General features: G+C 67.8%; 18 protein-coding genes. 8 read left to right on the forward strand and 10 right to left on the reverse strand.

The features are described 5' to 3' along the window. Positions 1–90: 90 nt before the first annotated feature. Both HEP73_RS05755 and HEP73_RS05760 read left to right on the forward strand, forming a co-directional pair. Entirely contained in the window at positions 91–1,320 is a 1,230-nt protein-coding gene (locus HEP73_RS05755) for an MFS transporter (protein ID WP_185822461.1), read from the forward strand. A 103-nt stretch (positions 1,321–1,423) separates the two neighbouring features. Then, complete coding sequence (locus HEP73_RS05760) at positions 1,424–2,314, forward strand: AraC family transcriptional regulator (protein WP_255423685.1); 891 nt, start codon at positions 1,424–1,426, stop codon at positions 2,312–2,314. Here the strand turns inward: HEP73_RS05760 and HEP73_RS05765 are convergent. The 8 genes from HEP73_RS05765 to ybaL all read right to left on the reverse strand — a co-directional run bounded on the left by HEP73_RS05765 (position 2,311) and on the right by ybaL (position 14,453). Beyond that, positions 2,311–3,507, reverse strand: a complete 1,197-nt coding sequence (locus HEP73_RS05765) for a type III PLP-dependent enzyme (protein ID WP_185822463.1) — start codon at positions 3,505–3,507, stop codon at positions 2,311–2,313. The genes HEP73_RS05760 and HEP73_RS05765 overlap by 4 nt on opposite strands. Next, the gene (locus HEP73_RS05770) at positions 3,504–5,267 is read right to left on the reverse strand and encodes an IucA/IucC family protein (RefSeq protein ID WP_185822464.1); all 1,764 of its coding nucleotides are present in this window, start codon (positions 5,265–5,267) and stop codon (positions 3,504–3,506) included. The genes HEP73_RS05765 and HEP73_RS05770 overlap by 4 nt, the downstream gene beginning before the upstream one ends. Next, entirely contained in the window at positions 5,245–6,414 is a 1,170-nt protein-coding gene (locus HEP73_RS05775; RefSeq protein WP_185822465.1) for an MFS transporter, read from the reverse strand. The genes HEP73_RS05770 and HEP73_RS05775 overlap by 23 nt, the downstream gene beginning before the upstream one ends. Further along, positions 6,411–8,231: an IucA/IucC family siderophore biosynthesis protein gene (locus tag HEP73_RS05780; RefSeq protein WP_185822466.1), complete on the reverse strand. Its 1,821-nt coding sequence runs from the start codon at positions 8,229–8,231 to the stop codon at positions 6,411–6,413. Before HEP73_RS05780 ends, HEP73_RS05775 begins: the two co-directional genes overlap by 4 nt. Next, positions 8,228–9,454, reverse strand: coding sequence for an ATP-grasp domain-containing protein (locus tag HEP73_RS05785; RefSeq protein ID WP_185822467.1), 1,227 nt, complete (start codon positions 9,452–9,454; stop codon positions 8,228–8,230). The genes HEP73_RS05780 and HEP73_RS05785 overlap by 4 nt, the downstream gene beginning before the upstream one ends. A 253-nt stretch (positions 9,455–9,707) precedes the next feature. Continuing rightward, positions 9,708–11,759, reverse strand: a complete 2,052-nt coding sequence (locus HEP73_RS05790; protein WP_255423772.1) for a TonB-dependent receptor family protein — start codon at positions 11,757–11,759, stop codon at positions 9,708–9,710. Between the two features lie 97 nt (positions 11,760–11,856). Then, complete coding sequence (locus tag HEP73_RS05795; RefSeq protein ID WP_185822469.1) at positions 11,857–12,588, reverse strand: HpcH/HpaI aldolase family protein; 732 nt, start codon at positions 12,586–12,588, stop codon at positions 11,857–11,859. 185 nt (positions 12,589–12,773) lie between these two features. Continuing rightward, positions 12,774–14,453 carry a YbaL family putative K(+) efflux transporter gene (gene ybaL / locus HEP73_RS05800; RefSeq protein ID WP_185822470.1) on the reverse strand — a complete coding sequence of 560 codons (1,680 nt, stop codon included), beginning with the start codon at positions 14,451–14,453 and terminating at the stop codon, positions 12,774–12,776. A 665-nt stretch (positions 14,454–15,118) separates the two neighbouring features. Between ybaL and HEP73_RS05805 the strand changes: the two genes are divergently transcribed. Beyond that, positions 15,119–16,633, forward strand: coding sequence for an MASE1 domain-containing protein (locus HEP73_RS05805; protein ID WP_185822471.1), 1,515 nt, complete (start codon positions 15,119–15,121; stop codon positions 16,631–16,633). On the opposite strand, the gene HEP73_RS22580 is transcribed toward HEP73_RS05805, so the two are convergent. Both HEP73_RS22580 and HEP73_RS05815 read right to left on the reverse strand, forming a co-directional pair. After that, positions 16,623–16,880 (reverse strand): hypothetical protein, encoded by a 258-nt coding sequence (locus tag HEP73_RS22580; RefSeq protein ID WP_255423686.1) that lies wholly within the window; start codon positions 16,878–16,880, stop codon positions 16,623–16,625. The two genes, HEP73_RS05805 and HEP73_RS22580, sit on opposite strands and share 11 nt — an antisense overlap. Before the next feature lie 491 nt (positions 16,881–17,371). Then, positions 17,372–19,759, reverse strand: a complete 2,388-nt coding sequence (locus HEP73_RS05815; protein WP_185822473.1) for a TonB-dependent receptor plug domain-containing protein — start codon at positions 19,757–19,759, stop codon at positions 17,372–17,374. Between the two features lie 160 nt (positions 19,760–19,919). On the opposite strand from HEP73_RS05815, the gene HEP73_RS22585 reads away from it, so the two are divergent. From HEP73_RS22585 to HEP73_RS05840, 5 genes are all read left to right on the forward strand, one after another. After that, a complete protein-coding gene (locus tag HEP73_RS22585; RefSeq protein WP_255423687.1) occupies positions 19,920–20,606 on the forward strand; it encodes a hypothetical protein in 687 nt (228 codons plus the stop codon). Between the two features lie 222 nt (positions 20,607–20,828). Beyond that, complete coding sequence (locus HEP73_RS05825) at positions 20,829–21,440, forward strand: hypothetical protein (protein ID WP_185822474.1); 612 nt, start codon at positions 20,829–20,831, stop codon at positions 21,438–21,440. Positions 21,441–21,665: 225 nt separating this feature from the next. Next, the gene (locus HEP73_RS22590) at positions 21,666–22,088 is read left to right on the forward strand and encodes a hypothetical protein (protein ID WP_255423688.1); all 423 of its coding nucleotides are present in this window, start codon (positions 21,666–21,668) and stop codon (positions 22,086–22,088) included. 54 nt (positions 22,089–22,142) lie between these two features. Beyond that, positions 22,143–22,994 carry a hypothetical protein gene (locus HEP73_RS05835; RefSeq protein WP_185822475.1) on the forward strand — a complete coding sequence of 284 codons (852 nt, stop codon included), beginning with the start codon at positions 22,143–22,145 and terminating at the stop codon, positions 22,992–22,994. Further along, positions 22,991–25,330, forward strand: a complete 2,340-nt coding sequence (locus HEP73_RS05840) for a hypothetical protein (protein WP_255423689.1) — start codon at positions 22,991–22,993, stop codon at positions 25,328–25,330. The genes HEP73_RS05835 and HEP73_RS05840 overlap by 4 nt, the downstream gene beginning before the upstream one ends. Positions 25,331–25,487 lie beyond the last annotated feature (157 nt).

Below are 25,487 nucleotides of genomic sequence, written 5' to 3' on the forward strand. Positions count from 1 at the left end.
CTTTTCTCGACGAGTGGTGGGCATGTTGCGCAGGAAGGTCGAAGCGGGCCAGCCTACCATGCGCGCCGTGCCCCCACTGCCCGGTCCGCCATGTCGAGTTTGCGTCCTGCCACCGCCCCCGTTCCTGCCGCCGCCGCGCCCCGCCCGGTGGTGACCGGCGTCCTCGCCGCGATCACCTCCTCGCACCTGATCAACGACATGATGCAGTCGCTGATTCTGGCGCTGTACCCGGTGCTGAAAGGCCAGTTCCAGCTCAGCTTCGCCCAGGTCGGGCTGATCACGCTGACCTACCAGCTCACCGCCTCGCTGTTCCAGCCGCTGATCGGCCTGCGCACCGATCGCCGCCCGGCGCCCTACTCGCTGCCGCTGGGCATGACCTCGACCCTGTGCGGCCTGTTGCTGCTGGCGTATGCGCCGAGCTTCGCGATGGTGTTGGCGGCCGCGGCGCTGGTCGGGATCGGCTCGGCGATCTTCCATCCCGAATCCTCGCGCATCGCGCGGCTGGCCTCGGGCGGGCGCCACGGGTTGGCGCAATCGGTGTTCCAGGTCGGCGGCAACACCGGCACCGCGCTGGGGCCGCTGATCGCTGCGGCGGTGATCGTGCCCAACGGCCGCCACAGCGTGGCCTGGTTCGGCGCCGCGGCGCTGCTCGGCATCGCCCTGCTGTCCTACGTCGGCCGCTGGTACGCGCTGCACCTGCAGGCGGTGCGTGCCGCGCCGCGGCCGGTCGCCACGGCGCCGGCACTGCCGCGCAAGACCGTGCTGCGGATCGTGGCGATCCTGCTGTTGCTGATCTTCTCCAAGTATTTCTACATCGCCGGGCTGAGCAGCTACTACACGTTCTACCTGATCCAGCGCTTCGGGGTGTCGGTGCAGAGCGCGCAGCTGCACCTGTTCGCGTTCCTGCTGGCCTCGGCGCTGGGCACGCTGATCGGTGGTCCGGTCGGCGACCGGATCGGGCGCAAGCCGGTGATCTGGGTGTCGATCCTGGGCGTGGCGCCGTTCGCGCTGGCGCTGCCCTACGTCGGCCTGCATGCGGCGACCGCGTTGACCGTACTGATCGGCTTCGTGCTGTCCTCGGCGTTCTCGGCGATCCTGGTGTACGCGCAGGAAATGATGCCCGGCCGCATCGGCACCATCTCCGGGCTGTTCTTCGGCTTCGCCTTCGGCATGGGCGGGCTGGGCGCGGCGGTGCTCGGCCTGCTCGCCGACCGCGAGGGCATCGTGTTCGTGTACCAGGCGATGTCCTATCTGCCGCTGCTGGGCATCGTCGCGGCGCTGCTGCCGAGCCGGCGTCCGCTGCCAGAGCAGGCGCACTGAGCGCAGCCGGGGAAAGGCGACCGGACCGCGCGATCGGCGCAAGATCGGGAACGCGCGGCACCACATGGCGCGGCACACTGGCCCGACCTTGCGGAGAGCGGCCATGCACCAGACCCGGATGTCTTCCCAGCAGCGCGGCATCGAACGCGCGCTCGCACACCTGCAGCAGCGCGTGCAGGCGCGCGCGGCCTTGCCCGACCTGGCCGAGCTGGCGGCGGTGGCGCACCAGTCGCCGTTCCACTTCCATCGCGTCTATCGGGCCATGACCGGCGAAACCGTCGGCCGCACCGTGACTAGGCTGCGCCTGCTGCATGCCTTGCGGTTGCTCGCCGGCACCGCCTCGATCACCGAGATCGCGCTGGCGGTGGGCTACGAGACGCCGCAGGCGCTGGCACGCAGTTTCCGCAACGCGCTCGACGCCAGCCCCAGCCAACTGCGTGCCGATCCGGCGGCGCTGGCCGCGCGAACGCAGGCGTTGGCGCAGCCGCCGCGGCAGGCCGCGGATGCGTCGTCGGCACCGTTGCAGATCGCGGTGCAGACCCTGGCGCCGTTCGAGGTGGTGGTGCTGCGCCGGCGTGGCGCCTTCGACGCGCTGGATGCCGGCTTCGGCCGCCTGTTCGCCTGGGCGCAGCGCGCCGGCGTGGCCGAGCGGCTGCAGGCGCTGGTCGGCATTCCGCTCAGCGACCATCGCGATGTGTCCGCGCGCGAGCACGTGTTCGAGTGCGCGATGGGCTTCGACGCCGCGGTCGCGCCGCCGGCGCCGTTCGCGCTGCGCACGCTGGGCGGCGGCGACTACGCGCTGCTGCGCCAGGTCGGCAGCTACGCGCAGCTGGAGGACGCGCTGGATCGGGTATTGGCCGACTGGCTGCCGGACAGCGGCTATGCGTTGCGCGATGCGCCGCTGCACTACCTGTATCTGGACGACCCGGAAACGGTGGCAGAAGCCGAACTGCGCGCCGACATCTGCGTGCCGGTGCAGCGCGACGCCAGCTAGCCCGCCGCGTCCACGAACAGCATCTGCGGCGGCGGATGCATCAGGAACTGCTGGTGCGAAATGTTCCAGGCATAGGCGCCGGCCAGCGGGAACGCCAGACAGTCGCCCGGCGCCAGGGCAGCGACCGGTTGCGCGCGCGCCAGCACGTCCTTGGGTGTACACAGCTGGCCGACCAAGGTGACCCGCGTATCGCGCAGCACCGGTGGCTGCGTGCCGCGCAGCACCAGGAACGGATGGTCGTGAGCTTGCGCGGCTGGGGTACGGAAGTGATGGGTGCCGCCGCGGCCGATGGCGAAATAGTCGCCATGGCTGCGCTTGATGTCGAGCACTTCCATCAGGTACCAGCCGCAGCTCGCGCTGACGTAGCGGCCCGGCTCCAGGCGCAGGCGCAGGCCATCGCCATGCGCGCGCAGCAGCGCCGGCAGCCCGGCGCAGAACCCGGACCAGTCGAACGAGGCCGCCACATCGGCGTAGTTCACGCCGAAGCCGCCGCCGGCGTTCACCGTCAGCGCACCCAGCGCGTAGGCCTGGCGCCAGCCCTGCACGGTCTGCAGGTAGCCGGCGACCAGGCGCAGCTGCGCCTGCGCGTCGCACTGGTGCGACATCAGGTGGAAGTGGAAGCCGGCGAGCTGCAGCGCCGGGGCGTCGCGCAGCAGCGGCATCGCCGCTTCCAGGTCTAGCGCGTCCAGCCCGAACGGCGAGGGCCGCCCGCCCATCACCAGGCGCGTGTCCTGCATGCCGGGCACGGCGATGTTCATGCGCAGGAACACCGCCACGCGGCGCCCGGCGTGCGCGGCGATGCGCGCCAGCCGCTGCAGTTCGCCCAGGCTCTCCACGTGCAGCGTGCACTCGGGCAATGCCACTGCCAGCTGCAGTTCGGCATCGAGCTTGCCGGGGCCGCCGAACAGCAGCGGCCGCCCCGGCTGGTGGTCGTGCAGCCACTGCAGTTCGCCGCCGGACGCCGCCTCGAAGCCGTCCACCGATGGCGCCAACGTGCGCAACAGCGGCGGCTCGGCATTGGCCTTGGCCGCGTAGTACAGCTCGCACTCGGCAGGCAGCTGCGCGCGCATCGCTTGGGCATGGCGGCGCAGCGCCGCCAGGTCGTAGACGTAGGCGCACACTGGCCCGTCGCCGCGCTCGCGCAACTGCGCCAGCGTCGTCGCCAGCGGCGCCGGATCGATGTGCAGGCTCATGCCGCGGCCTGCCGTTGCGCCGGCAGCGCGATCGGATTGGGCAGCAGGGTGTAATCGGCATGGCGGTCGGCGCGTTGCAGCAGGCGCAGGCGCAGGTTGTTCTTGGCCGGCAGCGGCGCGCCGTCGAGCAGCGCCTGCAGTGCCGGTTGCGCGCCGTGGCGTTGCTGCCAGGCCTGGGCGATGTCGCCGACGATGCGCCACAGCTGCTGTTCGCGGCGGTCGTGGCCGTCGGCCAGGTGGAAGATCGCCTCGGCCAGGTTGTTGACCAGCGCGCAGTAGGCGATCCGGTTCCAGCCCTGTTCGGCGCTGTAGTACAGCGACTGCCGCGCGGTTTCGGACATGCCGTGCAGACGCGCGGCCGGCCAACGCGCCGGCAGCAGCTTGGTGCCTTCCAGGTCGCGGATCCAGACCCGCGCCGGCAAGCCGTCCGCGCAGCCGATCACGGTGTTCTGCAGGTGCGGTTCGAGCACGATGCCGTAGTCGAACCACGCGCTCCAGACGCCGTCCAGCAGCAGCCGCGCATAGGCCTGGAACCAGGCCGCGGTGGCCGCATCCAGGCTGCCGTAGCGCCGTGCCAGCGCCTGCAGTGGCGCGGCGCAGGCGGCATCGCCGCGCGCGTCGCGGGTGAACAGCGCGCCAGCCACCTGCGGTTGGAAGCGCAGCCGTTGCGGCGCGGGAATGGCCTGCCGGTAGAGCATGCCGAAGCTTTCGCCGAGGTCGCGGCAGGCGTGCGCATCGCCGCCCAGTGCCGAGAAGTCCAGGTCGGTGGCAGCCGGTTCCAGCAACACCTGGAAGCCCGGCACGCGCTGCGCCAGTTCGCGCCAGGCCGGCGCCAGCAGGCGGGTCAGCGCGACCGCGCTTTCCAGTTCGTACCAGGCGTTCTTGCGCACGCAGTTGGTCAGGCGCACATGCACCGACAGCTTGAGGAAGTAATCCAGCTCGGCGTGGTAGAGCGTGCGCACCGACGAGGTCGGGCGCAGCGCCAGGCCGCGTTCGCCCAGCGGTTCGATCCAGCCGCGCGCCTGCGCCTGGCGCAGCAGCGGGTGCGCCAGCACGCGCTCGGCTTCCCATGGATGGCACGGATACAGATCCGCTGCGCCGCCGGCCTGCGCCAGCGTGGCGCGCACATCCTGGCCTTGCGCGCGGTACAGGCGCGGGTCGATGCGGAACCAGAACAGCGGGAAGCGGCTGCGCGCTTCCGGCGCGCACGCCAGCACCTGCGCCAGCGGCACGCCTTCGCGGCTCTTCGGCGTCGGGTGCAGCGCGTGTCCCCACAGCATCGATTGCTCGGCATCGATCATCGCCTCGCCGCTGGGCGCGGCGGCGTCGGCACAGCGCAGCAGCTGCGCGGTCACCGCGATGCTGTTGTCGCTCTGCGCGAGCAGTTCGGCGTTGAACGCTTCGCCGTCGGCCAGTTCCTGCAGCAACAGGCGCACCAGCACCGTCGCGTCCAGGCAGTGCCACGGCTGTCCGTTGGCTTTCAGGTACGGTGCCGAGTCGAAACGGCAGCGGCCGAGCGTGTCGGCCTGGGCCACGCGGATGCACAACGCGGCGCCCGAAGGCAGGTGCAGGCGCAGCCAACGCTCGCCGGCGCTGGCGATGCCGGGGCGGTCCAGGCCGCGGTAATCGAAGTCGGCCTGGCCGCGGCCGATCGCCACTTCGCGCAGGTAGCAATTGAGCCAGCAGGTGATCGCCTGCGCTTGCGCCAGGCTGTCGTACCACGGGTCGTGCAGCGGGTCATGCGTCGCGAGCGGGGACATGCGCGGTTCTCCGGACGGAAGTGAGCGATAAGGCCGGCGCCAGCGCCAGCAGGGCCGCGGCGGTCGCGGCGAGGAACGGCACGGCCAGGCCGTGGCCTTGCACCAGGACGCCGGCGAGCGCGCCGCCGGCCACGCCGGCGTATTTGCCGAATGCGTCGAAGCGGCCGAACAACTGCCCGGCGGCGTGCGCGCTGGCGATGCCGGCCAGGCTGCGGTTGAGTCCGCGCAGCGCCATCCACATGCCCACGCCGAACAGCAGGCGCGCGGCGATCAGCCATGCCGGCGCATGCAGCAGCGCTTGCAGCAGGCAGGCCAGCGCGAACAGCGCCAGCCCGGCCGGCAGCGGCGAGGCACGGTGTTCGCTGCCGCGCCAGCATGGCAACAGCACCAGGTAGACCAGATGCGGCAGGCTGTACAGCAGGCCCGCGGCGGCCGCGTTGCCGATGCCCTGCGCCTGCGCGTAGGGCAGGAAATACGGAAACGTCACCACCATCGCGAAGCAGAACAGGAATTGCGTGCTCCACAGCGCCCAGCGCTGGCGGCGGCTGGCGTCGTCGTGCGCATCGCTGGCCGTTGCCGCCGCGGCATGGCGTGGCCGCGGCGGATCGGCGGGCAGTCGCCAGCTCAGCGCGAAGGCGAGCAGCGGCAGCAGCGCCAGATAGCGGTACAGCGATTGCGCCGGACCCAGCGCGCTGGCCAGGCCGAGCAGCGCCGGCGCGGTGACCATCGCCAACCGTGCCGAGAACTGGGTCCAGTCCAGCGCGCGCGCCAGCGGCCCGGTCCGTGCCTGCGTGGTCAGATAGGCATTGGTCGCGGCCAGCGAACCGCCGCAGGCGCCTTGCACCACCAGCCCGGCCACCAGCCAGCCAAGATCCGGCGCGAAGCCGGCCATCGCGAAGCCCAGCGCCAGGCCCAGCTGTGCGCGCAGCAGCGAGCGCTTGCGTCCGTAGCGGTCGGCCAACCGGCCCCAGGCGCTGGCGGTGAGCGCGGTGCACAGCGTCGGCAGCACGTACAGCACGCCGCTCCAGCCGATCGCCGCGCCCGGCGCCAGTTGGTGCAGCACCTGCGGCAGGAACAGCGGCATGCCCAGCGCGGTGAACGCGGCCAGGTAGTGCGCGGCCAGCACCGGGCCGAGCACGCGCTTCATCGCGACGCTCCGTGCGCGAACGCGGCCTGTGCCGGCATTGCGACAGTGGGCGTTGCCGCGGCGTCGATCTCCTCGCGCAGCAGATTGGGCGCGCTGTCGCCGTAGAACTTGTTGATGTCGGCGGCGCCGGTGATCTGCTTGCCGAGCAGGCTGCCGGCACTGAGCAGGTACTTCACCGGCAGCCGCGGCGCTGCCAGCAGCGCCTGCGCCGGCGCGATATCGATGCCTTCGGCCTGCAGCTCGCGCAGCGTGCCGTGCAGGCGCGCGCGCAGTTGCGCGTACAGCGGCGCGCGCAACGCGGGCCGTGCTTCGGCCAGGCCTTCCAGCACCGCCTGCAGGTCCAGTTGCAGGATGATGGTGCAGAACATGCGCGCCAGCGCGGTCTCGTCCTCCACCGCGATGCGCAGGTCGCGCGGTGGTCCCAGCTGCGCCAGTTCCGGACGTTGCGCATACAGCCGCGACAGTTTCACCCGCGCCGCGTCGTTGTCCTTCAGCAGCAGCCGCGGCGCGCGGCCGGGCGCGTAGATCAACACGCTGTTCTGCTGGTTGGCTTCCAGCGCGATGCCGTAGCGCAGCCACAGCCGCAGGTGCACCTGGCACATCAGCGCGAGGTAGGCGTCCCACCACGCGTGCAGGTCGCCGCCATGGAAGCGTTCGGCCAGGTGCAGGGCCAGCGGGCGGCCGTCCGGCAGCGGCGCGCACAGGCCGGCGACCGGCACCAGCGTCGCTTCCGGCAAGCGCGGATAGCGGCGCAGCAGATAGGCCAGGTGGCGCGCCTCGCCGACCTGGCCGGCGTGGGATTCGTCCACGTGCAGGTAACGTTCGTCCAGGGCCGGATCGTGCGCGGCGATGGCGCGCAGCAAGCGTTCGAACCAGTGCCCGTCGTACAGCGTGGAGGGCTTGATCAGGCGCAGGTTGAGCGCGCCCAGGCTGCGCATCGGCAATGGCAGCTTGAGGTGGTGGTCCGGATAGTCCAGCGGGATGACGGTGCGTACCGACAGCGACGGGCGCACCTGCAGCCATGGCTGCGGTGCGGCGATGGCGCCGTCGGGCAGCGCGAAGTCCGCTTCGCCCAGGCGCGCGAAGGTCAGCGGGTGCAGCGGCCAGGCGATATGGCTGGCGTCCAGCGCCGGCGCCAGGCCAAGCTGGCTCGGACGCGGCCAGAACGCCGGCGGCGGCGTGGTCTGCGCCACCGCGGCCGCCGGCAGCGCCAGCCAGCGCAGCGCGAAGCACGGTGCGAACTCGGGCGCATGGTGCGGCAGTTGCGGGTCGTCCAGTCCGACCTTGGCGCGTGCGGTCGGATAGAACGGATGGTCGCGATGGCTGGCCAGCTGTTCGCAGCGGTAGGTGCGTTCGTGCGCATCGGCTGCGTCCAGCGCGGAGGCCAGCAGCGGGCGCTGTTGCGCGTAGGCCTGCCGCGCCAGCGCACGCTGGCGCACGGCGCAGTCCGCTTCGTCGGCATAGGCGCGATGCAGGCGCTGCGTGTCCGCGTCCAGCCCCGCGCTCATCCGTGCCAGCCAGGTGGCGGCGCCGGATTCGAAGGCGATGCGCTCGCCGTCGCGCAGCAGCCAGCTGTCGCTGCAGGCGCTGAGCTCCTGCAGGTAGCCGCGGCGTTGCAGCGGCAGCCACAGTTCGCCGTCGGGCAGGTGCGCGATACGCCACCACAGCGCGTTCGGCAGCGGCGCCGGCCAGGCCGCCAGCAGCGCAGGCGATGGCGTGGCCGCGGCGCCACGGCTGACGATGCCGCGCAGGTCCTCGCGCAGGCAGGCGTCGATGATGCGCAGCTCGACGTAGCGGCGGTCGTCGTCGCGATTCATGGCTGGGCTCCTGCGCTGCTCTCGATCCGCCACTGCAGCGGCGCCTCGGCCGCGGCCAGTGCAAGCGGCAGGTCGGATGCGGCGTCGGCGAGCACGTCCAGCGCGCCGAGGTAGTCCTTGTTGGAGTGGCTCAGGCGTATGCTGTCGCCGGGTTGCCGCAGGCGTCGGTAGCGCGCTTCCCAGCGCGTGTCGTCGTAGGCATGGTCGTCGCTGGCCATGGCCAGGGTGCCGTCGGCGTCGGCGACGTAGTAGCGCACCAGCGCGTGTGCGCGTTGCGCGCGCAGGGTCGGCAGCGGCTGTCCCAGGTGCAGGCCGAGCACGCTGTCGAACCAGCGTCCGCCGAACATGCGGTCGAGCAGGAATTCGCGGCCGTCGCCGATGCTGCGGTAGTTGATCTCGACCAGCACCGGCCCGTCGGCGGTGAGGATGAATTCGCTGTGGCAGGCGCCGAAACCGATGCCGAACGCCTGCAACTGCGCCAACGCCTGGCGCAGCGCCGGCGTGTCGGCATCGCCGCGCCAGTTGGCTTCGCATTCGACGAAGTGCGGCGGTGGCGACAGGCGCACGTCGAAGCCGCCCAGCGCCTGCAGGCGCTGCCCGTCGCCGAGCGTTTCCATGGTGAACAACGGCCCTTGCAGCACGCTCTCCAGCAACACGCTGCGCTGCGGATGGCGCTGCCAGAAATCGTCCAGATAGGCCTGCAGCGCGGCGGCGTCGGCGCAGTGGCGCACATCCAGGCTGGCCACGCCTTCGCGCGGCTTGGCGATCAACGGCCACGGCGCCTGCGCCGGTAGCGCGGCACCCGGCGCCAGACTGCAGAACCACGGCGCCGGCAGGCCGCGCGCGCGCAGCCGCTGGCGCATCGCGGCCTTGTTCTTGGCCGCATAGCAGATCTGCCAGTCCTTGCCCGGCAGGTCCAGCGCGGCGGCGACCAGCGCGGCGCTGGTCTGCAGATGATCGCTGTTGCTGAACACCGCGCGCGGTTGCACTTGCAGGGTGCTGAGCAGGTCGAGCACGCCGAGCGGATTGAACACGTCGCACTCCAGGATCTGCAGCGGCACCGTGGGCGGATGCAGGCGGAAGTGCGCCAGGTGGTCGTGGCGGTGGTCGCTCAGCAGCAGCACCGGCACGCCCAGGCGCTGCGCGGCGGGGACGAAGCCATCGGTCACCGCCGGATGGCAGACGTGGCTCAGGATCAACAGGGGAGCGTCATGCGGGGTCATGATCGGTTCTCGTTCGGAAGACGGGGACGGACGCACGCGACGGCGCGCGCGGCCGCGATCTGCGGACACGGGGAGCACAAGGCCGCGGCTGCGGCGCCAAAGGGACTGCCTGGCGCACGCATCGGGCGCGCGCTGGGTGCGTGGCGAACGCGGCCGCGTTCGCCTTGAAGGCCCGCGTCTCCCGCGGGCGGCGGCGCGCCAGGAGGCGCGCGGTGTTGCGAACGCTACCGTCGTCGTTCGACGGTAGCGGCGATCAGAAGCGGTATTCCAGGCCGAGGGTGACGCTGCGGCCCGGCGCCGGCTGCCGGCCCCACGGACTGGTGTCGATGCCGCGATACCAGTACTTGCGGTCGAACAGGTTGTTCACTGCCAACGAGGCGCTGAGCTTGCCGCTGTCGCGCTCGCTGAGCACCTGGCTCAGCTGCGCGTTCCAGACCCAGTACGCCGGCAATTCGCCGACCGAGCCGATCGCATTTTCCTGCACGCTGTTGGCGGCATCGCTGAAGGCGCGGCTGAAGTAATAGCTGGACACTGCGACGGTGGTGTGACCGGGCTGGTAGGACGCGCCGAGCGTGAGCTGGTTGCGCGAGGTGTAGGGCACCAGCTTGCCGTCGTAGGCGCCCGATTCCTGGCGTGCATCCAAATAGGCGTAACCGGCGTTGAGGGTCAGCGCACGCAGCTGCGCCGGACTCCATTGCAGTTCCACCTCGCCGCCCTGGTGGCGGGTCTTGCCGAGGTTGCGGTAGGTGCGGGTGGTGTTGTCGAGCTGGATCTGCTGGTCGAAATCGATCAGGTAGCCGCCGAACTGCACGCGGGTGCGGTCGTTGGGCTGGTAGCGCGCGCCTGCCTCGTAGTTCCAGGCCAGTTCGGCGTCTAGATTGTCGCCGAAGATGATCTGGGTGACCTGCGGCGCGCGCAGCGAGCGCTGCCCGTCGGCGTACAGGTACCACTGCGGCGTGGCCTGGAAACCGAGGGTCAGGCCGGGCAGGACGTCGCTGGTCTTGTTGCGCGTGCTGGCGCCGCTGGCGAGGTTGTAATAACGCGCATCCACCCGCTCGTAGCGCAGCCCGGGGGTGATGGTGATGCGGTCGTCGGCCAGCCCGATCGCATCGCTGACGTAGGCGGCGGCGCCGCGGTCCTTGAAGCGCCAGTCGCGCACCAGGGTGTACAGCCCGTCGCTCAGCCGGGTGTTGCCGACCAGAAAGTCGATGTCCTCGCTGATCGCGCGCGCGCCGACGGTCCACTGCTGGCTCACCGCACCGGAGTCCATCTTCCAGCTCAGTCGCGGCTCGCTGCCGTAGACCTTGAAATCGCGCGGCGCGCTCTGCCGCAACTGCGGCGGCAGATCCGCACGCCAGGTCTCGCTGGATGCCGAGCGCATGCCGACGACGAAGTTGCGGCTGCTGCGCGCGCTGAAGTTGCTCCAGTCCAGGCGCAGGTCCTGGAACGGCCCAAGGTCGCCGAAGTCCTGCTGGTAGACCAGTGAGGCGCGCGTGGTGCGGCCCGTGAATTCGTCCAGCGGCCGTGTCGATTGGCGCGGGTCGCGCAAATAGTCGGCGGTGGACAAGGCGCCGGCCATGTCCATGTCGGCCACGTAGCGCTGCACGCTGGCCTTGAGCAGCTTGTCCGGCGCCAGCCACCATTCGGCGCGCAGGCGCAGGTTCTTGATGTCGGTGTCGCTGTGCTCGCGCCAGTACTCGCCCTTGCTCCAATTCGCGTCCAGCTGCAGGCCGAAGGTATCGCTGGCGTAGCCGCCGGTGCTGATCGCGGTGTCGCCCAGGTAGTGCCCGGCGCCGCCGGCAGTGACTTTCTGCCCGAGCGTGGTGGTCCAGGTCGTGGGGATGTCCGGACTGATCAGGTTGATCACGCCGCCGACGTTGTTGGGGCCGTACTGCACCGCCGCGCCGCCGCGCACGATGTCGATGCGGTCGACCTGGTTCATGCCGACCGGGAACAGCGACAGGCTGGTCTGCCCGTACGGCGCCAGGGCCAGCGGAATGCCGTCCTCGAGCACCTGCACACGGCCGCTGCGGCTTTCGTACAGCCCGCGCAGCATGATCTGCGGCAGCGCGCCGGTGCCGGTCTCGTCGAACACCTTGATCCCCGGCACGCGCTGCAGCGCGTCGTCCAGCGAGCGGTTGGCGCCGTTGCGCAGCTGCGCGCTGTCGATCACCTGGCGGCTGCCGGCGTAGTGCTGCACGTCCTGCACGGTGGAGCGGCCGAGCAGGCTGCCCTGCACCTGCACGGTATCCAACTGGCGGATCCGCGCCGCCGCGTCCTGCGGGTCCTGCGCTTCCTGGGCGATGGCCGCGGACGGCGCGAGCAGGGCGAGGCCGACGGCGACGGTCAGCAACGAGGGGGAAAGCGAAACGATCAAGGCGAAGACTCCGGAGAACGAAAGATCAAGGCGCGCGCAGTTCGGCGGCGTGCTGGCGCAGCGCGGATTGCAGCAGCGCGCGGTCTTCGCCGGCGAACAGCCACTGCAGGTCCGCCTGCGCCAGCCAGTGCCGGCGTTGTGCCGCGTCGCGCGGATTGGGGCAGAACGGGATGCCGGCGTCGCGGCAGGCCGCGGCGATCGCCAGCAGCTGCGCCCACACCTGCGGATGGGTCGGTTGCGGGCCGACGCCCAGGTCCAACGCCAGATCGAGCGCGCCCTCCATCACCAGCGACACCCCCGGTACCTGCAGGATCTGCGGCAGCGCGCGCACGCCGGCGGCGCTTTCGATCATCGGCACCACCCGCAGCGTGTGCCGGGTGCGTTCGATGTAGTCGGCCAGCGCGAGGCTGCCGAAGCCGGTGACGCGGCCGCCGCAGATGCCGCGCCGGCCGTGCGGCGGAAAATGCGCGGCAGCGACCGCGCGCTCGGCCTGCTCCGCGCTGTCCAGTCCGGCCAGCACCACGCCGCGCGCGCCGGCGTCGAGCACCCGGCCGATCAGCTTGGCGTCGACCTCGGGCACGCGCACCCAGGCTTCGCAGCCGCCCAGCTCGCAGGCGCGGATCGCGTGTTCCAGTTCCGCCGGCGAGCGCAGCACGTGCTCCAGGTCGAGCACCGCGAAGTCGTAGCCGAGGTGGCCGAACATCTCGCACAGCAACGGGCTGGGCACCGAATTGAGCAACCCGATCTTGCAAGCCATGGGGGTGGGCGAGCGGGGCTGGGAAGGGGCTGCAATCCTGGCTTAAACGATAATGATTATCAAGTAGGTTCTGCGCCGCTGCCGCTGCATTCGTGTAGACGCTTTTTGTGCGCGCCGACATCCGTGCGGCACGCAGCGCCGCGCGGATGCCGTACGGGTCTTCGCAAACGAACGGCGTGCGCGTTTCAGCCCGGCGCGGTGCGCATGGCGCGGTACGGCGGCGTCGCCATCACCATCTCGGCCAGCGAATAGGCCAGCTCGCGCTCGGCCATCACCGTGCCGTCGGCGCCGTGTTCGAGCAGATGCTTGACCTCGGCATCGCTGTGCGCGCGGGCTAGCAGGGTCAGCCCCGGATTCAGCGCGCGCAGCTTGGCCAGCGCCTCGCCGGCCTCCAGCGGCTGCGGGATCGCCAGGATCGCGATCTTGGCCTTTTCCGGATGCGCCTCGGCCAGCACCCGGTCGGCGGCGGCGCTGCCGCGGATGCCGGGGATGCCGTCGGCATGCGCGCGTTCCACGTGCTCGCGGTTGTCGTCGATCACCAGCACCGGCACGCCGCGTTCGCGCAGCACAGCGGCCAGGGTGCTGCCGACCCGGCCGTAGCCGATCACGATGGCGTGGTCGACCAGATCCAGCGACGGCCCCGGCGGCAGTTCCACCTCCAGCGTCACCGGCGCTTCCACCGCCTGTCGGGCCTGCCAGCGGTCCAGCCAAGTGAACAGCAACGGGTTGGCGATGATCGACAGCAGCGCGCCGGCCAGGATCAGGTCGCGCCCGGTCTCGGGCAGGATCGCCAGGCTCACCCCGAGCCCGGCCAGGATGAAGGAGAACTCGCCGATCTGCGCCAGGCTGGTGGAGATGGTCAGGGCGATGCCGGTGGGATGGCCGAACGCGCGCACGATCACGAATGCGGCCAGCGACTTGCCGACGGTGATGGTCAGGAACGTGGCCAGCACCTGCCACGGATGCTCGAGCAGGATGTGCGGGTCGAACAGCATGCCGACCGAGACGAAGAACAGCACCGCGAACGCATCGCGCAGCGGCAGCGAATCGCTGGCCGCCTTGTGGCTGAGCTCCGATTCCTTCAGCAGCATGCCGGCGAAGAACGCGCCCAGTGCGAACGACACTCCGAACAGGGTGGCCGAGCCGAACGCCACGCCCAGCGCGATCGCCAGCACCGACAGCGTGAACAGCTCGCGCGAGCCGGTCGCGGCGACCTTCTCCAACACCCACGGGATCGCGCGGCGGCCGACCACCAGCATCACCACCACGAACGCGGCCATCTTCAGCAGGGTGAGGCCCAGCGCACCGAGGATCGCGCCGGTGCCGGCGCCCTTGCCGCCGAGCGCGTCGGCCAATGCCGGCAGCAGCACCAGCGCCAGCACCATCACCAGATCCTCGACGATCAGCCAGCCCACCGCGATGCGTCCGCGCAGGGTTTCCAGCAAGCGCCGTTCCTCCATCGCGCGCAGCAGCACCACGGTGCTGGCCACCGACAGCGCCAGGCCGAACACGAGCCCGTGCAGGGTCGGCCAGCCCATGCTCCAGGCCAGCCCCCAGCCGAGCAGGGTGGCGACCGCGATCTGCGCCAGCGCGCCGGGGATCGCGATCCACTTTACTTCCATCAGATCTTCGAGCGAGAAATGCAGGCCCACGCCGAACATCAGCAGCATCACCCCCAGTTCCGACAACTGATTGGCCAACGCCTGGTCGGCGACGAAGCCGGGAGTGAACGGACCGACGCAGATGCCGGCTACCAGATAGCCGACCAGCGGCGAGAGCTTGATGCGGTGGGCGAGGGCGCCGAGCACGAAGGCGAGGGCGAGCCCGACCGCGATGATGTCGATGAGACTGGTGTCGTGATGCATGCAGATTCGCGGAACAAGATTGCAAGGAGTGTGGCCGATGCGGCTTTTATCGGCAAATCAGGGTGTTGGCTTCATGCGGGGGCGATGCTTGTCGGGCGCTTCATGACGCGGTGACCGGATTCGCGTCATGCAAAGCCGATTTGCGCATCGGAGGGCCGCTCCTGGTTGTCGAGCGACGATGTCGCACGACCGTGCCTGGGGGCCGGTAGCCGGCACGATCTGCGTTGCACGAGGGCGATGCAGAGCGTGCCAGGGCAGGGCCCGGTCGGGCGCTTCGGCAAGACATGCGTCGCGTTCCCATTTCCCCGCGTTCCGCCACCTCTGCCGAGTGCCGGCCGCTCCGTCTGATTCTGGTCAAGCCGCGCCGCTCCGACAAAACACCGACATCGCGCCCACCGCGCCAATGCAGGCGCTCGCGTCATACGCTGCAAGCCCAATGGTGGCGGCACTCTCACGCCCACGTGATACGCGAAACCGGCAAAATTGCGCGGGTCCGGGGCCGCGTCGAATGAGATGCCGGTCCCAGCATCTCCGAAATCCCCGCAAACCCCCGCCGCGCAAGGCGTTGCCGCCGTATTGCACCGCGCAAACTGTCTACTGTGCGCGCTTGCGCCGTGCTGTATGTTTGCGCCAATTGGGCACCCCCTGCCAAGGATCAAGGTGGCATGGCTACACTGAAAAAATTCGCTGGCGGCATCCTTCTGAGCGCGGTCTATTGCGCGCTCTATATGTTCGTGTGGCGCTGGTCGGTGGACCAATGGTTCCTGCCGGCCGGCTTGCGCGCTGCGGCGTTGCTGTTCCTGCCGTACCGGCTCTGGCCCTATGTGTTCCTGGGTGATGCCGCCGCGATGCTGACGATGCGCTTGCCGATGGCCAACCACAACGGGGTCAGCGAGCTATGGGCGTACCTGAGTCCGTTCCTGGCGGCGCCGTTGTTCGCGTTGCTGCCATGGGCTTTTCGCAACCGTTTTCCCGCTTCGTCGGCGGTGCAGCGCTGGTTGCCGTTGCTCGCGCTGGGCTTGGGACTGTGGGGCTTGCTGGTCAACAAGGCGGTCAACGCGATGTTGGACGGGCCAGCCGCCTTCATCACCCTGGAAACCAGCGTCAGGTACTGGATCGGTAGCTACCTCGGCATTCTGATGTTCTTCTTGCCGGCATTGCTGTGGTTGCGTCGCAAGACGGATAAATTCGCACCCAGCAAGCTGTTGCGCGACTCTGCGATCGCGGTCTTGGCGGTGGCGGGCATCTTCGTCCTGGCCATGCAGACGTCGGGCCTGATGCACCAGGTCGTTTTGCTGATGCTGTTGATGCCGGGTGCCTGGCTTACCCTGTCCTACGGCTGGCGCGGTTCGGCGGTCGGCGTGGTGCTGGCCAACCTGGCCGTTGCAATGTCGCTGCCGCGGGTGAACTACCCGGGCGCCTACGATCAGCAGGGATTCGACGTGCAGATGCTGATCGCTGTCGCGGCGACCCTGCTGTTCGTGCTCGGCTCGAAGATTTCCAGCGCCTTCCGCCAGGCGCGGCACTTCGGCTATGCCGAGCAGCAGGCACTGCAGGTGGCGCAGGCCAGCTACATGTCGGCCGAGCGCACGCTGCGCAACCGGGTGATCGAGTACACCGATATCCATACCCATCTCAACAAGCTGCGTCGCGACATCGCCTCTTCGCTGAAGGAGCGTGGCCATTACGCTGCGGCCATGGAAATGAACCGCACCGGGGTGATCCAGGCGCAGCTGATGGACGACTACGTCGCCGCGCTGTATCCGCTGGACATCGAAACCCACGGGTTATACGGCGCCCTGAGTTCCATCGCCTTCGCCAATGCTTGCGACACCGAAGTGGAGACGCGGCTGCGCGGCGAATCGCGTCAGCTGTCGATCGGCCTGCAGCTGGCAGCGTACCGCTGCGTGCTCAATGCGATGGAGGTGCTGCCCGGCGGCAGCCGCCATCGGATCACGGCGCGGGTATGGAGAGCGCGTGGCCGGCGTGGCCTGGTGCTGACGATCGCCGCCGATCCGACGCTGCTGATCGACAAGAACGCAAGCAAGCGCGTGGACGAGATCGAGTGGGAACTGGCGAGCCGGCTGAAAGCCCATGACGGCACCTGTCGGCGCCGCCATGAGCTGAAGATCAGTTTCCTTGTCTCCGAACCGTCGGAGCGGCGCCCCGTCACTTCTTGATGGTGACGGTCCACGCGTCGCCGCTGGTGGTGCTGGCCCGCTGCACGGTGAAGTAGCGCGCATCGTAGACCACGGTGCCGCGGCTGTAGTCCAGCGCCTCGACGATGCTGACCCGATCCACGTCCTTGCCCATCGGCGTCACCCAGGCGGTGTTTTCGATGCGTCCGATCGCGCCACGCACCTGTCCATTCGCGTCGTTGATCTGCAGGTAGGTCACCCCGTTCCGCTCGAACTGGTAGATGCTCACGGTCGCATTGGCCGACAGATCGGTTGCGGTCGGTGCACTTTCGCCGAAGCCTTGTCTGGCGATCTGGCTACCGCCCCCGGTGGGGCAGCAGGTCTGCGCATGAGCGGCTGTTGCAAACGCCGAGCACAGCAAGATGCCCGACGCCAGCGCCGCGATTTTCGACATATTCCATTCCATAGCTTTTTCCTTCCCCTGCTAAGGGTCTATCGCCTGCCGTTCAGGCGGTTCCACCTTACGCGAGTCGCAGAGCCCAGCTGTTGACAAATATGCGGTAGATACACGGCGTGCAGCGATATGCCGTTGATAGTTTAGGGATTGCACGATTGTCTACAGAAGTAACTTCCTGCAGTTCTTGATTTGTGCTATTCGCTAACGTTAATCGGTAGCCGTTGTGCGCCGATTAACTGGCGATCGCCGCCTGCGCGTGGCGCACCATAAAAAAAGCCCCGGCGAACCGGGGCTTTTTCGCATCGGTCAGCGCCGCGCGCGCATCACCATTTGTAGTTGACGTTGGCGTAGGCGAGTGCGCCGTTGAACCCGAACGGCGAGGAGGTGCTGTAAGGCAGGTAGGTGCGGGTACCGGCGCCGGCACGCGACTGGTCGGGATATTCGTTGAGCACGTTGTCGCCGCCGATGGTGAAGTCCCAGTTGCCCAGCTTGTAGCTGGCGGCCAGATCCAGCGTCCACTTCGCCGCATAGGTCTGGTCGGCCGCGGCGGTGGTGCCGAAGTCGGTGAACTCGCCCCAGCGCGTGGCGGTGGCGGTGAACGCCCAGTTGCCCGGCGCCCAGACGCTGCTCAGGAAGAACTTGTCGCGCGGCGCGCCCTTGGTGATGCGACCGATCTCGGCGCGGCCGATGCGCACCGCGGACGGGTCGATCGCCTCCAGCACCGCCGGGTTTTCGGCGATCTTCTCGATCTCGGTCTTGTTGTAGTTGTAGCCGGCGGTCAGGTCCAGATTGCTGTTGCTCAATGCGATCTTGTAGGTGCCGACCGCATCGATGCCCTGGGTCTTGGTGTCGATCGCGTTGGTGAAGTAGCGGCCGCCGCCGATGCCGGCATAGCCGTTGGCCTGCAGGTAGTTGCGCACCGCGGTGGAGGTCAGGTTTTCCGACAGCACGATGCGGTCGTCGATGTCGATGCGATAGGCGTCGACGGTGACGTACAACGCATCGACCGGCTGCAGCACGAGGCCCAAGCCGTAGTTCTTCGACTTCTCGGCCTTCAGCGGTTCGGCGCCGAGCGCGACCGCCGCCGGATTGTCGGTGCGGAAGGTGCCGATCTCGAACGGCGTGGCGGTGATGCTGCCATCGGGCTGGGTGACGTTGATGAAGTTGGTGGCGATGGACTGGAAATACTGCTGCTGCAGCGACGGCGCGCGGAACCCGCTGGAGGCGGTGGCGCGCAGCGCGATCTTGTCGGTGAACGCGTAGCGCAGCGACAGCTTGCCGGTGCTGGTGTCGCCGAAGTCGCTGTAGTTCTCGTAGCGCCCGGCCAGGCCGGCGGAGAACTTGTCGGTGATGTCGCCTTCCAGATCCACGTAGGCCGAATAGCTGTTGCGGTCGTAATGGCCGGAATCGCTGGGCTTGAAGCCGGCGAACACCTGCGCGCCCGGCAGCAGGCTGCCATTGGCCGAGGGCACGCCGCCGTTGACGTAGGAGGCCGCATCGCCCGGCGATTCGTTGAACTTCTCGCCGCGCCACTCGCCGCCGAAGGCCAGCGTGACCGGATAGGCCAGGCCAACCTCCAGCGACTTGGTGAAGTCGGCGTTGAGCAGGTTCTGGGTGACTTCCAGGGTGCCGGCATAGAAATCGGTCGGACTGGTGGTGCCCAGGCTGTTGTTGAGGCTGTTCTTGACCTCGAAGCTGAGGTTGTTGCGGCCGTAGTTGTAGCTGATGTCGATGCCCAGACCGCCCTCGGTGCTGGCCTTGAAGCCGCCGACCCAGGACACGTCCTTGCTGACGTTGTAGATCTGCGGCAGGAAGCCGTTCGGATAGATCTCCGGACGGTTGCGGTTGTCGCCGGACCAGCGGAAGTAGCCGTTGGACAGCACCTCGCGGCGGCTGAGCATGCCGTAGGAATAGAAGGTCAGGTACTCGGCCGGGCTGTATTGGCCGTTGTAGGAAAATGCGCCCTGGTCGATGTCCGGGTCGCCGTAGCGCTGCTGCACTTCGCCCTGGTAGGGCTTGGCGCGGTCGGTCTGGTCCTGGTGGCCGGCCTGCGCGGCGAAATGCACGCTGCCGTTCTCGCCGAACTTGACCCCGGCGTCGCCGGACAGCTGGTACTGCTCGCCGTCGCCGGCGCTGTACTTGCCGTAGCGCGCGGCGATGCTGCCGCCTTCGCCGCTGCCCTTGAGCACGATGTTGATGACTCCGGCGATGGCGTCGGAGCCGTATTGCGCCGAGGCACCGTCGCGCAGCACTTCGATGCGTTCGACCGCGGCGATCGGAATGGTGTTGAGGTCGGCCGGCGACGAGCCGCGGCCCTGTGCGCCATTGAGATTGACCAGCGCGGTGGTGTGGTAGCGCTTGCCGTTGACCAGCACCAGCACCTGGTCGGGCGAAAGTCCGCGCAGCTGCGCCGGGCGCACCGCGTCGGAGCCGTCGGTGATCGCCGGGCGCGGGAAGTTCAGCGACGGCACCGCGCGCGACAGCGCGGTGGCCAGTTCGGTGGTACCGGTGGACTGCAGCATTTCCGGCGAGATGATGTCGATCGGCGAAGCCGATTCGGCGACGGTGCGGTCGGCCACGCGGGTGCCGGTGACGATCACGGTATCCAGCGTCTGTGCGCTGGAAGAGGAACTCTGTGCGAGCGCAGGCGCTGCGGATGTGGCCAGGGCGAGGGCGACGGCAGTGGCGAGAGGGCTGAACGTGCGGGTCATTGGCGGGACGGCTCCAAAATGGGGGAAGAGTCGGCGCCGCCGCATTCGCCATCACCCCCTCCCGGGTGTTGCGCGTATGGCGAATGTAGCGGCTGCCGCAATGGATTACCGGCATATGTCCAATGTGTCAATGTTCCGTTAAACCCGTGCGCGTGGTTGCATGTGCAACGAACGCCACGATGCTTGCGGCAGCGGCGATACAGGTTTTTCATGCGCTTGTAGACAAAAGCCTAGTGCGCTTCCTAAACGGCCTCTGGCGCGCGTTCAATTTCCCCCAGAGCGGCGAATTGGCGGAATCGAGGCCGCCAAGTACGGTTTACGCGATTCCACCTTCAATGGCTTTGGCACTGCGGACCTGATCGACGGCCCGCCGCAACGTGGTTGCCACCTCACCCACTACCGAATGGCCGGCGACGTGGTGAGCGCGATCAGCCCGCATATCGGCGAAGTGGTGTCGTTGGCCAGCCAGGATGACATGCAGAGCCTGCGCGTTGGCCGGTATCTGGATGCTCCTGTCGGCGCGCCACAACCCAATGTGCTGATCGCGATGCGGCTGGGCGACCATGCCATGGCAGCGAGCAGCACTTCAACAGCAAGAGCCTGGCAATGCCTGCAACTCCGACGCCTCCAGAAGCTGCGTCGCGCTACGCGGAGCATAAGGTCGCCATCGACCATTTCGACAGCGATGCCGTCGACCATGCGTCTTATCATGGCCGTCGCCGGCCATGGCCTCATTGGTGCCACGGGCACGGCAAGCAGAGCAGTGGCGGCATGGGAATCGTGGCGTAATATCGCAGGCGCAAGTTGGAGGCTTGACCAGACAAAGGGAGAGGTGGCGCGCGATTAGCAGCAAGATGAATGATGGCAGCTGCAATCCCGATCGCCCGGCACACGCACGGTTCGCGATGCGCAGCTCCCGCGCGATATGACCAACGTCAATGCGGACGTTCACGCCAAGGGCGCATTGCCACCTGACGGATTAACGCTACAGCCCAAGCGCTAACCCGACCTGCCACTGCACCCGCCTGTTGCCGCCGCATCCGCGGCTTACCCGTTTGAGAACAACCCGATGAAACTGCACCACCTGGCCGCTGCGGCCATCATGCCCATGGTCGTGGCCACCGCGGGTTGCTCGAAAGGCATCGATGTCGGTAATGATGGAGCAACCGGTCATCTGAACCCGCACCCGGTCAAACGCTACGAAGTCATTGCCACCTCCTATGCGCCGGGGTCGTGGGATTCGTTTGAAGGGGGCTACATCGGATATGACGTCATCAATACCAAATGCGTGCCGATGGTCCCGGTCATTGGCGAGCAGCACGTGCCTAATACCGGGTTAGACGTTCCCATGGTTCGCATGGACGATCACACTTGGAAAGGGTACTTCTACCGCGATGCCTTGCGGGACGAGGATTACTTCAAGTTGGGCGTGTGCCATTGGGATGTCACCAGTGTGAGCGTCAGTGCGATAGGGCAAGGCGTAAGGTTTGCTTGGAGCGGTTCGCTTGAAGAGCTCCTGCGCGACGGTTCTGAGACCAGATATTTCAAGAAGAGTGTTTACGGGGACCGATTTTTCGTTCCCGATGGTGCGCCAGATCTGGATCCTGCCGAGCCTGAAGTTCTTCAAGATCCGGATGCCTATTTCCCGGTGACCATCGCTGTCAAGGAAGCCAAGCCATGAAGCCTATCGCTCAAGCACTCGCTGACGCAGCCAATGACACGTATGCCAAGCGCACACGAAGCAATATTGATAAAAAGCCGACATGCGCTCACCACGCTGCAGGACATTGCGGTCGATGCCAAGATAGTGCGCGACATGGTCAACACACAAAACCCGCGGCCGATGCCTTCGCCGAGCAAATGATTGCTAAGGCGGCCATGCAGTGCCTTCCAAAGGACCAAATATTTGCCACCGGCCACTCCCAGGGCGGCGCAGGCGGAAATCGAAGCCACAAAGTACGGCCTGCACAGTTCCACCTACAACGGTTTCGGTGCGGCGGATCTGATCGACGGCCCGCCGCAACTGGGATGCCAGCTCACCAAATACCGCATGGCCGGCGACGTGGTTAGCGCGGCCAGCCCGCATATCGGCGAGGTGGTGTCGCTGGCCAGCCAAGACAATCTGCAGAACGGCGCCGCCTTTGCCCGCGCGACCGGCCGTGCCGCGCACGACCTGGGCGAGCGCGTGGCGTCGGCGGCGCGCGAGGCCGGCGCGTATGGGGCCGTCGTTGTCCCCTGGCGCCGCTGGCGGTGCGTGACCACCGCTGGTCATGGCTTCGCCTGCCCCATAGGTACTTCAGGCAGTGGCAGCTCGGGGTCCTTGGCGTAATATCGCGTGCGCAGGTTGGAGACTTGGTCAAACAATAAGGATAGGTAACGCGCGATGAGCCGCGACAAGAACGAGTACAGCGACAACCCCTATCGCCCCCGCACGCGTGCGGCGCGCGATCCGCATCACGAGGCGCAGCTGCTGCGCGATGTGGCCCTCATCAATGCGGAGGTTCACGCCAGGCTGCGCGGACTGCCACCGGGCGGATTGCCGGTGCAACCCAAGCGCAAACCCAATCTGCCGCCGCCCCCATCCGTTATTGCCGCATCCGCGGCTTACCCGCCCGAGGAAGACCAAATGAAACTGCACCACCTGGCCGCTGCCGCCATCATGCCCATGGCCGTAGCCGCCGCGGGGTGCTCGAAAGGCATCGATGTCGGTAATGACGGCGCAACCGGTCATCTGAACCCGCATCCGGTCAAACGCTACGAAGTCATTGCCACCTCTCATGCGCCGGGGCCGTGGGAGTCGATTGAGGCGTATATTGGATATGACGTCGTCAACGCGAAATGCGTGCCGATGATCCCTTTCATCGGCGAGCAGCACATGCCTAATACCGGGCTAGATGTTCCCATGGTTCGCATAGACGATCACACCTGGAAGGGATATTTCTACCGCGATGCCTTGCAGGACGAGGATTACTTCAAGCTTGGTGTATGTCATTGGGATGTCACGAGCGTAGGCATCAGCGCTTTAGCGCAGAGCGTAAGATTCAATTGGGGCGGCATGTTAGAAGAGCTTCTACGTGATAGTCCAGAGAAGAGCTATTTTAAGAAGAGCGTGTACGGAGACCGGTCTATGGCAGGTTATCCGGCATTAACTCTGAATAATACTGACACTGAAGTATTCGAGCGTCCTGACGATTATTTTGTCGTCACCATCGCTGTCAAGGAAGCCAAGCCATGAATCCCATCAATCAAGCGCTCGCCGACGCAGCCAATGACTCGTATGCCAACCGCCCACAAAGCGATCTTGAGAAGCAGAAAAGAGTTCTTCTGGATGGGCGCAATTATCAGGTCTTCGGGTACGCCAACGACCCGGCCACCGGCTTCCACGCAACGGCGTATCAGAGTATCGATAAGCCACATAACGTCATCATCGCCTACCGCGGCACCGACCCAGGATTATTCGCCGGCGAAACCAAGGCCGAAAAGGTCGACCATGCGCTCACTACGCTGCAGGACATCGCCGTCGATGCCAAGATGGTGCGCGACAACATCAACGCGCAAAAACCCGCGGCCGATGCCTTCACCGAGCAGATGATTGCCAAGGCGGCCGCGCAGGGCATCCCCAAGGATCACGTCTTCGCCGCCGGCCACTCCCTGGGCGGCGCGCATGCGGAACGCGAAGCCGCAAGGTACGGTCTGCGCGGTTCCACCTACAACGGTTTCGGTGCGGCGGATCTGATCGACGGCCCGCCGCAACCGGGCTGCCAGCTCACCAACTACCGCATGGCCGGCGACGTGGTGAGCGCGGCCAGCCCGCACATCGGCGAGGTGGTGTCGCTGGCCAGCCAGGAGGATGTGCAGAGTCTGCGCGCTGGCCGCTATCTGGATGCGCCGGCTGGTGCGCCGCCGCCCAATGCGCTGATCGCGATGCGGCTGGGCGACCACGGCGGCCAGCAGCACTTCAGTAGCAAGAGCCCGGACAATGTGCTGCAACCCCAGCGCTTCCAGGAAGCCACGCAGCGTTACGCGGAGCACAAGGCGGCCATCGACCAATTCGGCAGCGACGTGTCCCGCGCTCGCGCGGAACTGTCCGAGTCCTTGCGCCAGATGCACGGACACGGCGGCCAGGGTCACCTGTCGCCGAACGTGCAGCGGCAGGTGAACGAATTCCTGGCGGTGAATGCCGACCCGTCCATCCGCGAAGGCATCGAACGCAACGCTTCGGTGCAGGGCGCCGAACACGGCCTACTTTACGGTGCCGGCTTCGCCCGCGCGACCGGCCGTGCCGCGCACGACCTGGACGAACGCGTGGCGTCGGCGGCGCGCGAGGCCGGCGCCTATGGCGCACCCGTCATGCCCCTGGCGCCGCTTGCGGGGGCCGTTGCGGGCGAAGTGGCGCATCTGCACGGACAGCTCGCCGATTCCGCAGGCCGCGTCGTGGGCGATGGCTTGCAATCGGCCAAAGGCGCCGTGGAACAGGGGGCGCACGATGCCGCCGAGGCAGTGGTGCGGCGTATCCACGACCCCGGCTTCCAGGCCGGCGCGGCCAATGCCGTCAATCACATCGTCGACACCTATGACGCCGCCCGAGTTGGCGCGCAAGCCGCCGAGCAGAAGTACCAGGACGTCAAGCACGCCGTCTCTCAGCGAGTCGAGCACGCCGAAAACGCCGCCATGCACACTTATGGCGCGGCCAAGCATGCGGTCTCGGAAGGTGTGGATAGCGCCGAACGTGCCGCTACGCAAACGTGGGACGCCACCAAACACGCGGTTTCGCAGGGTGTCGATCGAGCCGAACATGCCGCCACGCAGGGGTACGACGCGACCAAGCACGCGGTTTCGCATGGGGTCGATCAAGCCGGACATGCGGCTACGCAAGGCTACGAGGCGACCAGGCAGGCCGTGTCGCGCGGGCTCGACACCGCCACACACGCCGCCGGAAACGCCTACGACACTCTCACCCATCCTGGGCAGTGGTTCCAGCACGACGCGCCGGCCCATGCGCCCACGCAATCGCATGCTCCTGCCGTACCGCATCCTCACGCGCAGCCGCACGCTCCGGCCACGCCGCCTGGTTCTGGCGCGTCGCGGCATCCATCCAATGCCCATCCTGCGCCCCATCACGATGCGGGCCATGCGCAGATGCCGGCTCCGGCGCGTTCGCCGCATCTTGTCGGCCAGGCGGCGCCGGCCGAACGCGCGCCCGGGCAGGCACACGGCATCGCTGCGCTGTCGGCCGCCGACCAGGCGATGTTCGCGCGGATCCGCCAGGACGTGCCGGCGCATATCGGCGACGCGCACGTGGCGCAGGCGATGCTCGCTGCCAAGCAGGTGGGGATCGCCGATGCGGGCAAGATCGATCGGGTGGTGATGTCCGGGGACGCGCTTTGGGTGGCCGGCACCACACCCGGCTTCCGCGCTTCGACGGATCTGGCGCAGCAGGCCGCGCCGATGCAGGAGACGGTGCAGCAGACTCAGGCGCTCAATCAACAGCGCGAACAGCAGCTGGCGCTGGAGACGCAGCAGCGGCATCAGGAAGGTCCCGGTGGCAGGGGCGCACCGGTCATGGGCTAAGTTCTGTGTCCATTCCCGAGTAGGTGTCGGCGTTATTGCGCGTGCATGCGCCGGCAGCAACAAGGAGGTTGACAGAGCCGTCCACGCCCGAGCGCCGATACGGCCCGCGGCGCCAGCAATAGTCAGTGCAATTCCGACCCATGCCAGCGAATCTAGG

This window comes from Xanthomonas sp. GW (assembly GCF_014236815.1).
Taxonomy (GTDB): domain Bacteria; phylum Pseudomonadota; class Gammaproteobacteria; order Xanthomonadales; family Xanthomonadaceae; genus Xanthomonas_A.

Bases quoted from the DNA above. Each gene is read 5' to 3' on its own strand.
- HEP73_RS05755 (WP_185822461.1), top strand. From the start codon at position 91: ATGTCGAGTTTGCGTCCTGCCACCGCCCCCGTTCCTGCCGCCGCCGCG.
- HEP73_RS05760 (WP_255423685.1), top strand. From the start codon at position 1,424: ATGCACCAGACCCGGATGTCTTCCCAGCAGCGCGGCATCGAACGCGCG.
- HEP73_RS05765 (WP_185822463.1), bottom strand. From the start codon at position 3,507: ATGAGCCTGCACATCGATCCGGCGCCGCTGGCGACGACGCTGGCGCAG.
- HEP73_RS05770 (WP_185822464.1), bottom strand. From the start codon at position 5,267: ATGTCCCCGCTCGCGACGCATGACCCGCTGCACGACCCGTGGTACGAC.
- HEP73_RS05775 (WP_185822465.1), bottom strand. From the start codon at position 6,414: ATGAAGCGCGTGCTCGGCCCGGTGCTGGCCGCGCACTACCTGGCCGCG.
- HEP73_RS05780 (WP_185822466.1), bottom strand. From the start codon at position 8,231: ATGAATCGCGACGACGACCGCCGCTACGTCGAGCTGCGCATCATCGAC.
- HEP73_RS05785 (WP_185822467.1), bottom strand. From the start codon at position 9,454: ATGACCCCGCATGACGCTCCCCTGTTGATCCTGAGCCACGTCTGCCAT.
- HEP73_RS05795 (WP_185822469.1), bottom strand. From the start codon at position 12,588: ATGGCTTGCAAGATCGGGTTGCTCAATTCGGTGCCCAGCCCGTTGCTG.
- ybaL (WP_185822470.1), bottom strand. From the start codon at position 14,453: ATGCATCACGACACCAGTCTCATCGACATCATCGCGGTCGGGCTCGCC.
- HEP73_RS05805 (WP_185822471.1), top strand. From the start codon at position 15,119: ATGGCTACACTGAAAAAATTCGCTGGCGGCATCCTTCTGAGCGCGGTC.
- HEP73_RS05815 (WP_185822473.1), bottom strand. From the start codon at position 19,759: ATGACCCGCACGTTCAGCCCTCTCGCCACTGCCGTCGCCCTCGCCCTG.
- HEP73_RS22585 (WP_255423687.1), top strand. From the start codon at position 19,920: ATGTGCAACGAACGCCACGATGCTTGCGGCAGCGGCGATACAGGTTTT.
- HEP73_RS05825 (WP_185822474.1), top strand. From the start codon at position 20,829: ATGAAACTGCACCACCTGGCCGCTGCGGCCATCATGCCCATGGTCGTG.
- HEP73_RS05835 (WP_185822475.1), top strand. From the start codon at position 22,143: ATGAGCCGCGACAAGAACGAGTACAGCGACAACCCCTATCGCCCCCGC.
- HEP73_RS05840 (WP_255423689.1), top strand. From the start codon at position 22,991: ATGAATCCCATCAATCAAGCGCTCGCCGACGCAGCCAATGACTCGTAT.